Source organism: Bacillus sp. UNC41MFS5, assembly GCF_000686805.1.
The window spans coordinates 60,775-72,842 of record NZ_KK366017.1; the positions used below are offsets into that span (position 1 = coordinate 60,775).

Genomic DNA, 12,068 nt, shown 5'->3' on the forward strand with positions numbered 1-12,068 from the left:
CAACCAGAAGAATCTTCTGGTTGTCTTTATTAAAAGAAGATATTAAGGATGAAGTAGATGATACCAGCTAATAATGCAGTAATTGGAAGTGTAATTACCCATGTAACTAACATCCGTTGAGCCGTACCCCATTTTACTCCTTTAAGCCTATGTGCAGAACCTACCCCTAGTATCCCTGAAGAAATGACGTGGGTAGTACTGACTGGCAAATGGATATAAGTGGCTCCAAAGATGATTGCTGCACCCGTTAAATCTGCGGCAACACCATTAATCGGACGAATCTTCATAATTTTCCCGCCGACTGTTTTTATAATCTTCCATCCACCAATTGATGTACCTAATCCCATTGCAATTGCACAAGAGAGCTGTACCCAAAAAGGCACTTCATCCGTATGAAGATAACCATTAGCTAACAGAGCCATGGTGATGATCCCCATCGATTTTTGTGCATCGTTTGTTCCATGTGAATAGGATTGTAACGCGGCAGTAGCAATTTGGATTAAACGAAAGGAACGGTTGGTTTTAGTTAAATTAAAATTTTTAAAAACGACTTTAAAAATGCTGTAAACAATATACCCAACTGTGAAAGCTAAAATCGGTGATAGAATTAATGCTTGAATAATTTTTATAAAACCTTCAGCTTTAATTACTTCAAATCCTTTTGCAGCAATGGCTGCACCCGCAATAGAACCGATAATTGCATGTGATGAACTACTTGGAATACCGTAATACCAAGTGAGTAAGTTCCAAAAAATAGCTGCTAATAGTGCCGCAAAAATAACAATCGATCCAGTATGACCACCAGTAAGTGAGAATGGATCAACAATGTCTTTAGAGATAGTTTTGGCAACCCCAGTAAATGTCAATGCTCCTACAAAATTCATTACGGCTGCTAATATAATTGCTTGTCGTGGTTTAAGAGCTTTTGTGGATACAGAGGTTGCGATTGCATTTGCTGTATCATGGAATCCATTAATAAAGTCAAATGCAAGGGCACCAATGACAATTAAAATCGTTAAAATTAATACAACGCTCATATGTTTGCTCCTTAAGCATTTTTCATGATAATGGTTTCAAGTGTATTGGCAACTGTTTGGCAATAGTCGGCAATATCTTCAAGGTTTTCGTAAATTTCTTTGTATTGGATAATCCGAATCGGGTCTTTTTCGACCGTAAATAAATTTTTAATCGACTGGCGTAAGATATTATCGCAGTTGGATTCAAAATCTTTTATCTTAATGGCATGTTCTCTTATTTGCTGTAACTTTTTATTGGAAAGTAGTTCAACCGCTTTGTCAATTTCATGAACACTACCTTGAATTGCATCCACAAATTTCTTCATGAAATCATCTGCATTGGTAATAGAGTACATTTCAAATAATGCTGCACAACCTTCAAGCCCATCAAGTACATCATCCATACTCATCGCCAGGTGAAGGATGTCTTCCCGTTCAATTGGAGTGATGAAGGCATCATTCAATTCTTTAATTACTTCATGCACATATGTATCACCTTTTGTTTCAAGTTCCTTCATTTTCTCAGAGAAAATTTTCAAATCACTCACATTTTTTAATTTGTATTCAGTAAAGAAATTTGCACTTTCCTTTAAGTTTGCAGAAATATTACTAAGTAATGCTGAGAATTTATCGACTTTTTTAAATGCCATGTGAATACCCCCATTTTCAATTAAACAATTGTTGAATACTGACCTCAGTAATTTTATATGAAAAATGTCGAAAAAAGAAACATATTCTTTATAAATTTACAAAAACTTAACATTAGAATTTTTTGAATCGTTCATTCTATTGGAACATTTTCTATGTATGTTTACAAAATCTTTACATTATATGTTTTAAATAGTTCTTAAATAGAGACATTTTTACTTTTGCCTATATTTATGTATTTATGTACTTAGTTACCGAGTTAAGATTTTTTCTTTTCTGAGTATAAAAAAGAAATTAGGGTACTTTATAAATACAGGTAGCATGAAAATAAGTTACTTTTCCAACTGCCTGAGACAAATAATTGGTTACTAAAAAGGAGTGTACTGAATGAGTTTCATTTGGGCATTAATTATTGGTGGGATTATTGGATGGTTAGCCGGTCTTATCGTTGGAAGAGATATTCCGGGTGGCATTATTGGTAATATCATTGCAGGATTTGTAGGAGCATGGCTTGGAACTGCAATCTTAGGTAATTGGGGACCACATGTTGCTGATTTTGCAATAATTCCTGCAATTATTGGTTCGGCTGTTTTGGTCTTGTTAGTAAGTTTCATTCTTCGATCCTTTAGAAGAACCGATAGATAATATTTCTTACTTTAAAAAAGCCTCCAATGTTGGAGGCTTTTTCATGCTCTATAATGAAAAGATATCAATATCCTTAAAAATTACAAGTCGATCTACAAATGGAGCATGACAGACAATCTTTTCCTGAGTAAACGGATGAATGAATTCAAGTTTTGCCGCATGTAGTGCTTGTCTTTTCACAATAGGTTTTCCCCCATACAATGTATCTCCAACTAATGGATGCCCTAAATAACTTAAATGAACCCTGATTTGATGTGTTCTCCCAGTATCGAGCCAGCATTTTATATATGAAAGTTGTTTCTCTTTGTCCACTTTTACTACGGTGTAATGGGTAAGGGCAGCCTGACCAGTTGGAGAAACTCTCCTTCTTGTTGCATGATGGCGATCCCGGCCAATCGGTTCGTTAATGGACCCTTTTCTCTGTTTTACTAACCCGTGAACCAAAGCAATGTAGGTTCTTTTAATATTTCTCTTAAAAAGCATCTGATCCATAATAGCCCCTGCTAGTGAATGTTTAGCAAGGAGGATGGCACCTGACGTATCGCGATCTAATCGGTGAACTTGCCGGATGTTCCTATTTTCTCCTTTTGCTTGCAAATAAAATTGCACTGCATTAAGCAGTGTATCTTGATCTGTTAGAGGGTCATTTGGATGGCTATTCATGAAGGGTGGTTTGTTAATAACCAAAACATGTTCGTCCTCAAAAAGTACGTCTATATCTATATAATTAGCTGGAATTTCAATCTTTTCGTCCTCAAATAGTTTTAATTGTAACTTGGAACCCTTGACCAGAGGATTAGTCCAGTTCGCGCGTTCCTCATTAACTTTCACCTTATTCTCCATTCTAAAAGTGTGGGTTAATTTTTTAGGGGCTTCCCAGACATGCCGAAAAATATCCTCGATGGTTTTTCCATTCCATTCTAACGGGACGTCTATTTGAAACCATTCTCCCATTCGCATTGTGTTTAGCATTTAATTCTCCTTAAGGTTATAATTACCACCGTCAATACTGGCTTAGTTATGTTATTCTTATCATATACAATACGACAGAAATAAGCGATGGCAAAGGTGGGTTTTAAGTGAAAATTGTATTTGCCTCGACGCCAAGTCAAGAAAAAGAAATTAACGGACTGGTGAGGTACATTTATTCGAATATATTTCCGCTCTATTTTACGGATGAAGAGATTTGTCAGTTTGAGGAATTAAAGGTTCTGCATCCATCTGAAGAGTTCAATACATTAAAAGATGCCTTTCAGGTCATGACGAGTATTCAAACATTAATCTCCATTCTAGAGTCCTCTCAACCTGATGAACAGTATGCCTCATTATTTAATAAGAATGTTGAGACATTAACGGAGTTTGGTTTACTGTTTCCATTTCAATATGAACATTTTGAAGAAGCAAAAAGTATAAGAATTCCCATGCTTAGTATCTATTCTAAAGCGGATAATGAGTTACTAATCTAAGTAAGTAAAAGTCTGCAAATGCAGGCTTTTATTTTTTTTCTACTAATAATAGTGGTTTTTGAGGTAATATAGAAAAAGAACTGAATAAATGTAGTTCTGCGAAAATTGTCGTTTAATTTCATGAGATTTTTAAAGGAGTAACATAGTTGAAATTAGAAACAATAACAGTAGACAGAATTTGGAGGAGAACCCTATGGACTGGAAAAAGACAGCGAAAAGTTGGATGGAATTTGATGGATTGGATACTGAATTACAAGATCAATTAAAACAATTAATGAAGGATGAGAGGCAAGTAGAAGAGGCCTTTTATAAAAATTTGGAATTTGGTACTGGTGGTATGCGTGGAGAAATTGGGGTTGGCACCAACCGAATGAATCTTTATACTGTTCGCAAAGCATCAGCTGGGCTGGCAGCATACATACAAAACCATGGAATGGAAGCAAAACAACGTGGAGTTGTCATTGCGTATGATTCACGCCATAAATCTCCAGAATTTGCGCTGGAGGCTGCAAAAACATTGGCCACAAAGGGTATACAAACATATGTATTTGATGAATTAAGACCTACTCCTGAATTATCTTTTGCCTTAAGATACTTAAATGCTTTTTCAGGCATTGTGATTACCGCAAGCCATAATCCACCTGAGTATAACGGCTATAAAGTTTATGGGTCTGATGGAGGCCAACTGCCACTTGCTGCTGCGGACGAAGTGATTGCAAAGGTAAATGAGATTGAAAATGAATTATTGATTGAGATTGATAGTGAAGAAAAATTAAGAGCAGAAGGATTAATTAAAACAATTGGTTCGGAAATTGACCAAGCCTATACGGAGAAACTAATAACGATATCTGAGAATCCAACCCTTGCTCAAGAAACGGATATCAAAATCGTCTTTACTCCACTACATGGAACCGCTAATAAGCCTGTCCGTGCTGCACTTTTAGCATTGGGATATGAAAATGTAACAATCGTCAAAGAACAAGAACTTCCGGATCCAGAATTCTCAACGGTAAAAAGTCCTAACCCTGAAGAACATGCCGCCTTTGAACTAGCAATTCGAGATGGAAAAAGAATCGGCGCTGACCTATTAATTGCAACAGACCCGGATGCAGATCGATTAGGGATTGCTGTATTAAACCCTGAGGGAGAATATGTAGTTCTCACTGGTAACCAAACAGGGGCTTTATTACTGGATTACATCCTTACCCAGAAAAAAGAAAAAGGAACACTGCCAGAAAATGGAGTGGTATTAAAAACAATCGTAACATCGGAAATAGGCCGGAAGATTGCTGAAGCTTATCAATTAGAAACCGTTGATGTGTTAACAGGGTTTAAATTTATCGCTGAAAAAATCAATCAATATGAGACAGCGGGAAATCGTAAATTTTTATTTGGATATGAGGAATCTTACGGATATTTAATTGGTGATTTTGCACGAGATAAAGATGCGGTACAGGCTGCTCTCTTAGCAACGGAAGTTTGTGCTTTTTATAAGAAACAGGGCATGTCCCTCTATGAAGGGTTGATGCAGGTATTTGAAAAGTATGGATATTACCAAGAAGGCCTACGCTCCCTAACCTTAAAGGGAAAGGAAGGCGCAGAGACGATTCAACAGTTATTGGCGTCTTTCCGTGCAGAGCCAATTACCAGCCTTGGAGCATTGGCTGCATCCACTGCGGAGGATTATTTAACAAGTACTCGTGTAACGGACAAAGGGCAAGAACCAATTGATTTACCAAAATCAAATGTTTTAAAGTATACATTCGAGGATGGTTCATGGGTTTGTTTACGTCCATCTGGCACAGAACCAAAGGTGAAGTTCTATTTTGGTGTCAATAGTAAAAGTTTAGAAGAAAGCAAAGCAAAACTTAAGACTATTGAAAATGATTTTATGGCGTTAGTTGACCATAAAATGAAAATGGTTCAGGAAATTTAATTTCCTTCCTAGCCAACTAAGAACTGCATCATGAAAGGAAGTAAAACATGCTTAGAGATCAAATTGCCATTGTTACAGGCAGCTCTAGAGGAATTGGCAAAGAAATTGCCGTAAAACTAGCGGAGCAAGGAATGAAATTAACGATTGTGGGCAGTTCTTCACAAATTTCAGAGACAGCTGAAGACCTAAAAAAAATGGGCTATGCAAATGTATTGCCTGTTCAGGCGAATGTCTCAATTGAAGATGATATGAAGGCTGTCGTTGAACAGACAATTCAAACATATGGTTCCGTAGATCTTCTAGTTAACAATGCAGGTGTCGGCTTCTTTAAATTAACGGAGGAAGTATCCTTAGAAGAATGGAAAAAGGTATTTGAAGTAAATGTTCAAGGTGTTTTCTTAGCGACAAAGGCTGTATTACCGCATATGAAAAGCCGAAAATCAGGAACGATTATAAACATTTCATCTGACGTAGCCCGTTATACAATTCCGAATGGTGCGGCTTATACGGCAACAAAATATGCTGTTCAAGGATTCTCTGGTTCAGTTGCCCAAGAAGTTCGTGAATATGGAATTCGTGTAGGTACGGTCAATCCAGGAATGGTTGATACGTATTTTGCAGAGTCTACTCAAGGATTGCCTGAGAAAAAGGATTGGCTCAAGGTAGAAGATATTGCAAATGCAGTTGTGTACATGGCATCTGCTCCAAAGTATATGATGATAGATGAAATTATTTTACACCCGTTCGCTCAACAATATCCAATCGCGTAACTAAAATCATAAGACAGTTTTAAAACACGGCTTCCACTAGTGGAAGCCGTGTTTTTTGGTGGTGGAATTCTTTGGTCCGGTAGTAAAAAGTTTCTCAATTTCATTTGCATTCACTTGTTAAATTAGGAAAGACTATACATCGGTATCTCATTTGGGTCAGCTTCTACGGTTTCATTCGCATGGTCAATGTAGCGCAGCAGGTTATACAGTTTTGTTTCAATTACAGTGTAATCACGTTCAAAATTGTAAGCATGCAGGAATTGTTCAATTCTCTTAGATAAAAATTGGTCTTTTGTTCGTACCATTAAAATTAGTAAATTATCCCACTCTGAACGATGTGTATAATACAACGCTCGATCATAATCCATTTTATTCATTTGTTTTTATCTCCTCCTTATTAGGAGTTGAGATTATTGTATGATATTTTGACGATAACTTTCACAGAAAATGTTGGACATTCACTATTTACGCTGTTTTCAACATTTACCTGCATAATTTAACAAGTGGAGGTCATATGGCTAAAATTATAATCTGTATCATCGTTTTTTTAACAATTCAGCAGGAAAATGTGACAAGAGCAAAAATTGTTAAAGACAATAATCGTTATAGTTTTGAGATGTTGGAAGATGACCTTTCAAAAATAAACAAAAAATATAAAGAAAAAATAAAAGTCCAATCAATCGGTACTTCGCACTTTGGTCGTGATATTTGGGCAATCAAGCTTGGAACAGGTAAGAAAAATGTAGTCTTAATTGGTTCTCATCATGGTAGAGAATGGATGACTAGCCTAATGCTAATGAAAATGCTTGAGTCTTATGCATCGACATATAATGAAAGAAATTTTTTTGGTTTCAAGTCCAATCAAATTTTGAATGATGTCTCTATTTGGTTTGTACCTATGTTAAATCCTGATGGTGTAACCATCCAACAGAATGATTTGAAAAGTTTTTCATCTAATTATCAGGAGCTATTGGTAAAGATGAATGATGGATCAAAAGATTTTAAGCGATGGAAGGCTAATGGCAAGGGTATTGACCTAAACAGACAATACCCAGCAGGATGGGAAAGTCTCAATCAAGAACCAGCTTCTCCGTGGTATAAATTCTATAAAGGGAAAGAACCACTGGAATCCAAAGAAGTAAAATCCCTTACAAATTTTATTAAGGAAATTGACCCTACGATTGCCATTGCTTATCACACTGCTGGAAGAGAAATTTTTTGGAAATATAAAAATGGAGAAAATTTGAAACGGGATAGACGGATTGCGAAAAAAATATCGGATCTAACTGGTTATAAATTAGCAGTGCCGAATCAAAATGCTACGGGCGGCGGATTCACCGATTGGTTTATTACCACTTATCATAGACCGGCAATGACAATCGAAATAAGTTACTTAGTTGGTGAAACCAATCCGCCTTTATCTATTTTTCAAAAGGAATGGAAACGAAATCAATATGTAGGTATAAAAATAGCGAAAGAGGCAAAAAAAATATCAAATTAAAGCCATACTTGCCTATTGTTTTTTCTATCTTGTTTCATCATTCTCCTTTTTACTTCATACATTGTGGTAAGAGGAAAAGGGGGAATGGCAAATGAATGTGGAAGGACGTAATGCACTGGAATATGCAATCAGTGAAATTACTGAAATTGCAACCGGGTTTGGATTGGATTTTTATCCCATGCGCTATGAAATCTGCCCTGCTGAAATTATTTATACATTTGGGGCCTATGGTATGCCAACCCGATTTTCACATTGGAGCTTTGGAAAACAATTTCACAAAATGAAACTCCATTATGATTTAGGTCTTAGTAAAATTTACGAACTTGTTATTAACTCCAATCCATGCTATGCTTTTTTGCTTGACTCTAACACCCTTATTCAAAATAAATTAATTGTTGCCCATGTATTAGCACACTGTGACTTCTTTAAAAATAATGTTCGTTTTCAAAATACGAAACGGGATATGGTTGAAAGTATGGCAGCTACGGCTGAAAGGATTCATCAATATGAAATTCAATATGGCAAAAAAGAGGTAGAGACCTTCCTTGACGCAGTATTGGCCATCGATGAACACATTGACCCATCCTTGATGAGACCAAAGTTATCATGGTCCATTGGAGATGAAGAAAGTGATGATGGTCATGAAATTCAGGCGGTCACGCCATATGATGACCTATGGGGCTTGGATGAGAAGGATAAAAAGGAAACGAATCAACCAAGGAAACGGAAATTTCCTCCTAAACCAGAGAAGGACTTATTATTATTTATTGAAACCTACAGCCGTGAGTTAACAGATTGGCAGCGAGATATCTTGACAATGATGCGTGAGGAAATGCTTTACTTCTGGCCGCAGCTTGAAACAAAAATCATGAATGAAGGTTGGGCTTCTTTTTGGCATCAACGGATATTAAGAGAAATGGATTTAACAAGTGGTGAAGCCATCGAATTTGCTAAATTGAATGCAGGTGTGGTGCAGCCTTCCAAAACGGGAATCAATCCATATTACCTTGGAATCAAGATTTTTGAGGATATTGAAGAGCGGTACAATAATCCAACAGAAGATATGATAAAAAGGGGAGTAATACCAGGGTCTGGAAGAGAAAAGATATTTGAAGTTCGAGAAGTAGAGTCTGATATTTCCTTCTTGCGAAACTATCTAAATAAGGACCTGGTCATGCGAGAAGATATGTATCTTTTCCAAAAACAAGGCAGGGACTACAAAATAGTCGATAAACAATGGGAACAAGTTCGCGATCAGCTTGTCAATATGCGCGTAAATGGCGGTTTCCCTTATATTACGGTTAATGATGGAGATTATCTAAAAAATGGTGAACTTTATTTAAAGCATTGGTATGAAGGCGTGGAGCTTGATGTTAAGTATCTCGAAAAAGTACTTCCATATATCCAGCAGCTTTGGGGAAGACCTGTCCATATCGAATCGATGATCGAAGAAAGAAAAATGTTGTTCTCCTATGATGGGAAAGGGGTGCATCGTAAATATTTGTAATTTCTTGAGGCTATCTTGTACTATCAAGGTAGCCTATTTTTTATTTATGGACAATAGAAGACAGGAAAATCATTTCATGAATATATATTGTTTACTGAAGTGAACACTATGCTAAAAAGGGGATATATTTGATGAAACAAACGCTAAGCCCTAATGTGCTTTCTGTTTTAGAAGACAAAATTAAATTAATTAAATCACAAAAAGGAGCGATATACTTAGTCGGTCCGATTCGGCTTCCCGTTAATTTATATGGTGAAACCGTAGTTTTTAACTGGTACTGCTGGCTGAATTGTGATGAAGTAACGGAGGATTTTGAAAGAATTATTGAAAAATTATCTTCGGCTAATTTAGCGGAGTTCCAACAATCAAGTGTGTTGGTATACGGCGATTTTGAATATGAAGATGATGCGATCATAAGATTCCATTCGATATGCCATACAGGTGATATTTTTGGCAGCAAACGGTGTGATTGTGGTTTCCAATTAAAAAAGTCAATGAAGATGATCTCAGAACATGGTACAGGAGCACTTTTCTATTTAGCCAATCATGAAGGAAGAGGGATAGGTTTATTTAGCAAGGCAATGGCCTATGTTCTTCAAGAAAACGGTTATGATACGGTTGAAGCGAATGAAGGTCTCGGTTTTGTAGATGATTCAAGAAATTATGGAGATGCGATTTTAGTTCTTAAAGCATTACGATCAAAACCTGTAACACTTATGACAAACAACCCGAAAAAATTGGAAGCCTTAAAAAGTTCTGGTTTAGAGGTCTCAAGCCGACAGCCTTTGTGGGGAGATGTATCTGAGTATAACGAAAAGTACCTTCAGACAAAAATTAGACGTTCAGGTCATTTAAAAGATAAGGAGACTTGTCCAAATGACTAATCATGAATTCTATATGGATTTGGCTTTAAAAAATGCCAAAGCAATGAAAGGCCAAACCGACCCCAATCCACTTGTTGGAGCCGTAATAGTGAATGATAACCGTGTAGTCGGAATCGGTGCTCATTTAAAAGCAGGAGAGCCGCATGCTGAGATTCACGCACTACGTATGGCTGGTGAAGCGGCAAAGGGAGGGACTATTTATGTCACATTGGAACCATGTTCTCATTATGGCAGGACAGGCCCTTGTGCTGTCGCAATCGTTGAGGCCGGAATTAAAACAGTAGTTATCGCGACACTAGATCCAAATCCTGTCGTTTCAGGGAATGGTGTAAAGATACTAAAAGATGCAGGAATCGAAGTGATTACTGGTGTGCTTCAAGAGGATTCGCAAAAGATGAATGAAGTTTTTAATAAATTCATTGTCGAGAAAAAGCCATTTGTCACTTTAAAATCAGGTGTAACATTAGATGGGAAAATTGCTACCTACGCGTCAAACAGTAAATGGATTACTTCAGCAGAATCAAGAACGGATGTCCATCATCTTCGAAATGAAAATATGGCCATACTTGTAGGAGTAAATACGGTAATAGAAGATAACCCTGAATTAACGACGAGAATCCCAAATGGGAGAAATCCTATTCGGGTAATTCTGGATTCAACTTTAAAGATTCCTTTAGAATCAAAAGTTGTCACCGATAACCTTGCAGAAACTTGGATTTTTACAAGCCAGAATTATGATGAGGGTAAAGAGGAAACATTAAAGTCTTTAGGAATCAAAGTTTTTATCACTAATGGATCGGAAAAAGTAGATCCTAATGAAGTGGTCCAAATATTAGGTGAGAACTTGGTCTCTTCTCTATTAATTGAAGGAGGAGGCACCATTAATGCATCTTTCCTAGAAAATAAATGTATTGATAAAGTAATCCTATACTTTGCACCAAAATTAATTGGCGGAAAGCATGCACCTACTTTCCTTGAAGGAACAGGAATGGAGAAAATGGCTGATGCTGTAGATTTATTGGACACTTCAATCATTAAAATAGGAAAAGACTATAAATTTATTGGCTACCCAAGTTATTCAAAAGAGGGAATTATGTGATGAGATTTGGCTTTGATATTGATGATACATTAATCAATCTACGAGAACATGCTTTTACTATCTATAATAAAAAGTTGAATCAAAATGTTCCAATTGAAATTTTTCATAACCTAAAAAGAGTTGAAATACATGAACCTTTTGGATTGACTGATATACAAGGGAAAGAAATGTGGAAAAATTCATTAGAAGAAATTTATTATACGTCATGTCCAGCCTTTCCTGATGCTGTTGAAACTTTACAACAACTGGTGAAGAATGGGCACGAGATATACTATATAACAGCAAGACCTAAAGATCATGGTGAACGAACTAAGGAATGGATGAGAGAAAATGGCTTTCCTGTCAATGATGAAAGATTTTTTTATGGAATGCAGGATCATGAAAAGGTAGAAATCATTAAGAAGTTACACCTCGATTATTATTTTGATGATAAACCTGAAGTATTAAATACATTATTAAACGAATCCATTAAAATTTTTCTTCGCGATCAATCCTATAATCGTCATTTAAACTTACCACGAATTGTAAATTGGAGTGAACTTGAGGAAATAATAACAGAAAAAGTAAAATAATTGGTTACTTTAACAAAAAGAAGG

The 12,068-nt window shown here is 36.3% G+C and carries 13 protein-coding genes; 9 read left to right on the plus strand and 4 right to left on the minus strand.

The window, feature by feature from the left end; all coding sequences use genetic code 11:
• Positions 1–29 precede the first annotated feature (29 nt).
• Both BR30_RS0116610 and BR30_RS0116615 read right to left on the minus strand, forming a co-directional pair.
• Positions 30–1,037, minus strand: coding sequence for an inorganic phosphate transporter (locus BR30_RS0116610; protein WP_026565939.1), 1,008 nt, complete (start codon positions 1,035–1,037; stop codon positions 30–32).
• 11 nt (positions 1,038–1,048) lie between these two features.
• Entirely contained in the window at positions 1,049–1,666 is a 618-nt protein-coding gene (locus BR30_RS0116615; protein ID WP_026565940.1) for a DUF47 domain-containing protein, read from the minus strand.
• A gap of 385 nt (positions 1,667–2,051) precedes the next feature.
• Between BR30_RS0116615 and BR30_RS0116620 the strand changes: the two genes are divergently transcribed.
• The gene (locus BR30_RS0116620; RefSeq protein ID WP_026565941.1) at positions 2,052–2,309 is read left to right on the plus strand and encodes a GlsB/YeaQ/YmgE family stress response membrane protein; all 258 of its coding nucleotides are present in this window, start codon (positions 2,052–2,054) and stop codon (positions 2,307–2,309) included.
• Between the two features lie 48 nt (positions 2,310–2,357).
• On the opposite strand, the gene BR30_RS0116625 is transcribed toward BR30_RS0116620, so the two are convergent.
• On the minus strand, positions 2,358–3,281 hold the full coding sequence (locus BR30_RS0116625; protein WP_026565942.1) for an RluA family pseudouridine synthase: 924 nt from the start codon (positions 3,279–3,281) through the stop codon (positions 2,358–2,360).
• A gap of 107 nt (positions 3,282–3,388) precedes the next feature.
• Between BR30_RS0116625 and BR30_RS0116630 the strand changes: the two genes are divergently transcribed.
• The 3 genes from BR30_RS0116630 to BR30_RS0116640 all read left to right on the plus strand — a co-directional run bounded on the left by BR30_RS0116630 (position 3,389) and on the right by BR30_RS0116640 (position 6,481).
• Entirely contained in the window at positions 3,389–3,775 is a 387-nt protein-coding gene (locus tag BR30_RS0116630) for a YhcU family protein (RefSeq protein ID WP_026565943.1), read from the plus strand.
• 193 nt (positions 3,776–3,968) lie between these two features.
• Positions 3,969–5,711 (plus strand): phospho-sugar mutase, encoded by a 1,743-nt coding sequence (locus tag BR30_RS0116635; protein ID WP_026565944.1) that lies wholly within the window; start codon positions 3,969–3,971, stop codon positions 5,709–5,711.
• Between the two features lie 47 nt (positions 5,712–5,758).
• A complete protein-coding gene (locus BR30_RS0116640; protein WP_026565945.1) occupies positions 5,759–6,481 on the plus strand; it encodes an SDR family oxidoreductase in 723 nt (240 codons plus the stop codon).
• 122 nt (positions 6,482–6,603) lie between these two features.
• Here BR30_RS0116640 and BR30_RS0116645 read toward each other — a convergent pair whose 3' ends face one another.
• Positions 6,604–6,858 (minus strand): YhdB family protein, encoded by a 255-nt coding sequence (locus tag BR30_RS0116645; RefSeq protein WP_026565946.1) that lies wholly within the window; start codon positions 6,856–6,858, stop codon positions 6,604–6,606.
• A 137-nt stretch (positions 6,859–6,995) separates the two neighbouring features.
• Here BR30_RS0116645 and BR30_RS0116650 point away from each other — a divergent pair, with 137 nt between their 5' ends.
• The 5 genes from BR30_RS0116650 to BR30_RS0116670 all read left to right on the plus strand — a co-directional run bounded on the left by BR30_RS0116650 (position 6,996) and on the right by BR30_RS0116670 (position 12,044).
• Positions 6,996–7,982: a M14 family zinc carboxypeptidase gene (locus BR30_RS0116650; RefSeq protein ID WP_035445711.1), complete on the plus strand. Its 987-nt coding sequence runs from the start codon at positions 6,996–6,998 to the stop codon at positions 7,980–7,982.
• A gap of 91 nt (positions 7,983–8,073) precedes the next feature.
• Entirely contained in the window at positions 8,074–9,489 is a 1,416-nt protein-coding gene (locus tag BR30_RS0116655; protein WP_026565948.1) for a SpoVR family protein, read from the plus strand.
• Between the two features lie 131 nt (positions 9,490–9,620).
• The gene (locus tag BR30_RS0116660; protein ID WP_035445712.1) at positions 9,621–10,373 is read left to right on the plus strand and encodes a GTP cyclohydrolase II; all 753 of its coding nucleotides are present in this window, start codon (positions 9,621–9,623) and stop codon (positions 10,371–10,373) included.
• Positions 10,366–11,472 carry a bifunctional diaminohydroxyphosphoribosylaminopyrimidine deaminase/5-amino-6-(5-phosphoribosylamino)uracil reductase RibD gene (gene ribD, locus BR30_RS0116665; protein ID WP_026565950.1) on the plus strand — a complete coding sequence of 369 codons (1,107 nt, stop codon included), beginning with the start codon at positions 10,366–10,368 and terminating at the stop codon, positions 11,470–11,472. The genes BR30_RS0116660 and ribD overlap by 8 nt, the downstream gene beginning before the upstream one ends.
• Complete coding sequence (locus BR30_RS0116670; RefSeq protein ID WP_026565951.1) at positions 11,472–12,044, plus strand: 5' nucleotidase, NT5C type; 573 nt, start codon at positions 11,472–11,474, stop codon at positions 12,042–12,044. Before ribD ends, BR30_RS0116670 begins: the two co-directional genes overlap by 1 nt.
• Positions 12,045–12,068 lie beyond the last annotated feature (24 nt).

Bases quoted from the DNA above. Each gene is read 5' to 3' on its own strand.
- BR30_RS0116610 (WP_026565939.1), bottom strand. From the start codon at position 1,037: ATGAGCGTTGTATTAATTTTAACGATTTTAATTGTCATTGGTGCCCTT.
- BR30_RS0116615 (WP_026565940.1), bottom strand. From the start codon at position 1,666: ATGGCATTTAAAAAAGTCGATAAATTCTCAGCATTACTTAGTAATATT.
- BR30_RS0116620 (WP_026565941.1), top strand. From the start codon at position 2,052: ATGAGTTTCATTTGGGCATTAATTATTGGTGGGATTATTGGATGGTTA.
- BR30_RS0116625 (WP_026565942.1), bottom strand. From the start codon at position 3,281: ATGCTAAACACAATGCGAATGGGAGAATGGTTTCAAATAGACGTCCCG.
- BR30_RS0116635 (WP_026565944.1), top strand. From the start codon at position 3,969: ATGGACTGGAAAAAGACAGCGAAAAGTTGGATGGAATTTGATGGATTG.
- BR30_RS0116640 (WP_026565945.1), top strand. From the start codon at position 5,759: ATGCTTAGAGATCAAATTGCCATTGTTACAGGCAGCTCTAGAGGAATT.
- BR30_RS0116645 (WP_026565946.1), bottom strand. From the start codon at position 6,858: ATGAATAAAATGGATTATGATCGAGCGTTGTATTATACACATCGTTCA.
- BR30_RS0116650 (WP_035445711.1), top strand. From the start codon at position 6,996: ATGGCTAAAATTATAATCTGTATCATCGTTTTTTTAACAATTCAGCAG.
- BR30_RS0116655 (WP_026565948.1), top strand. From the start codon at position 8,074: ATGAATGTGGAAGGACGTAATGCACTGGAATATGCAATCAGTGAAATT.
- BR30_RS0116660 (WP_035445712.1), top strand. From the start codon at position 9,621: ATGAAACAAACGCTAAGCCCTAATGTGCTTTCTGTTTTAGAAGACAAA.
- ribD (WP_026565950.1), top strand. From the start codon at position 10,366: ATGACTAATCATGAATTCTATATGGATTTGGCTTTAAAAAATGCCAAA.
- BR30_RS0116670 (WP_026565951.1), top strand. From the start codon at position 11,472: ATGAGATTTGGCTTTGATATTGATGATACATTAATCAATCTACGAGAA.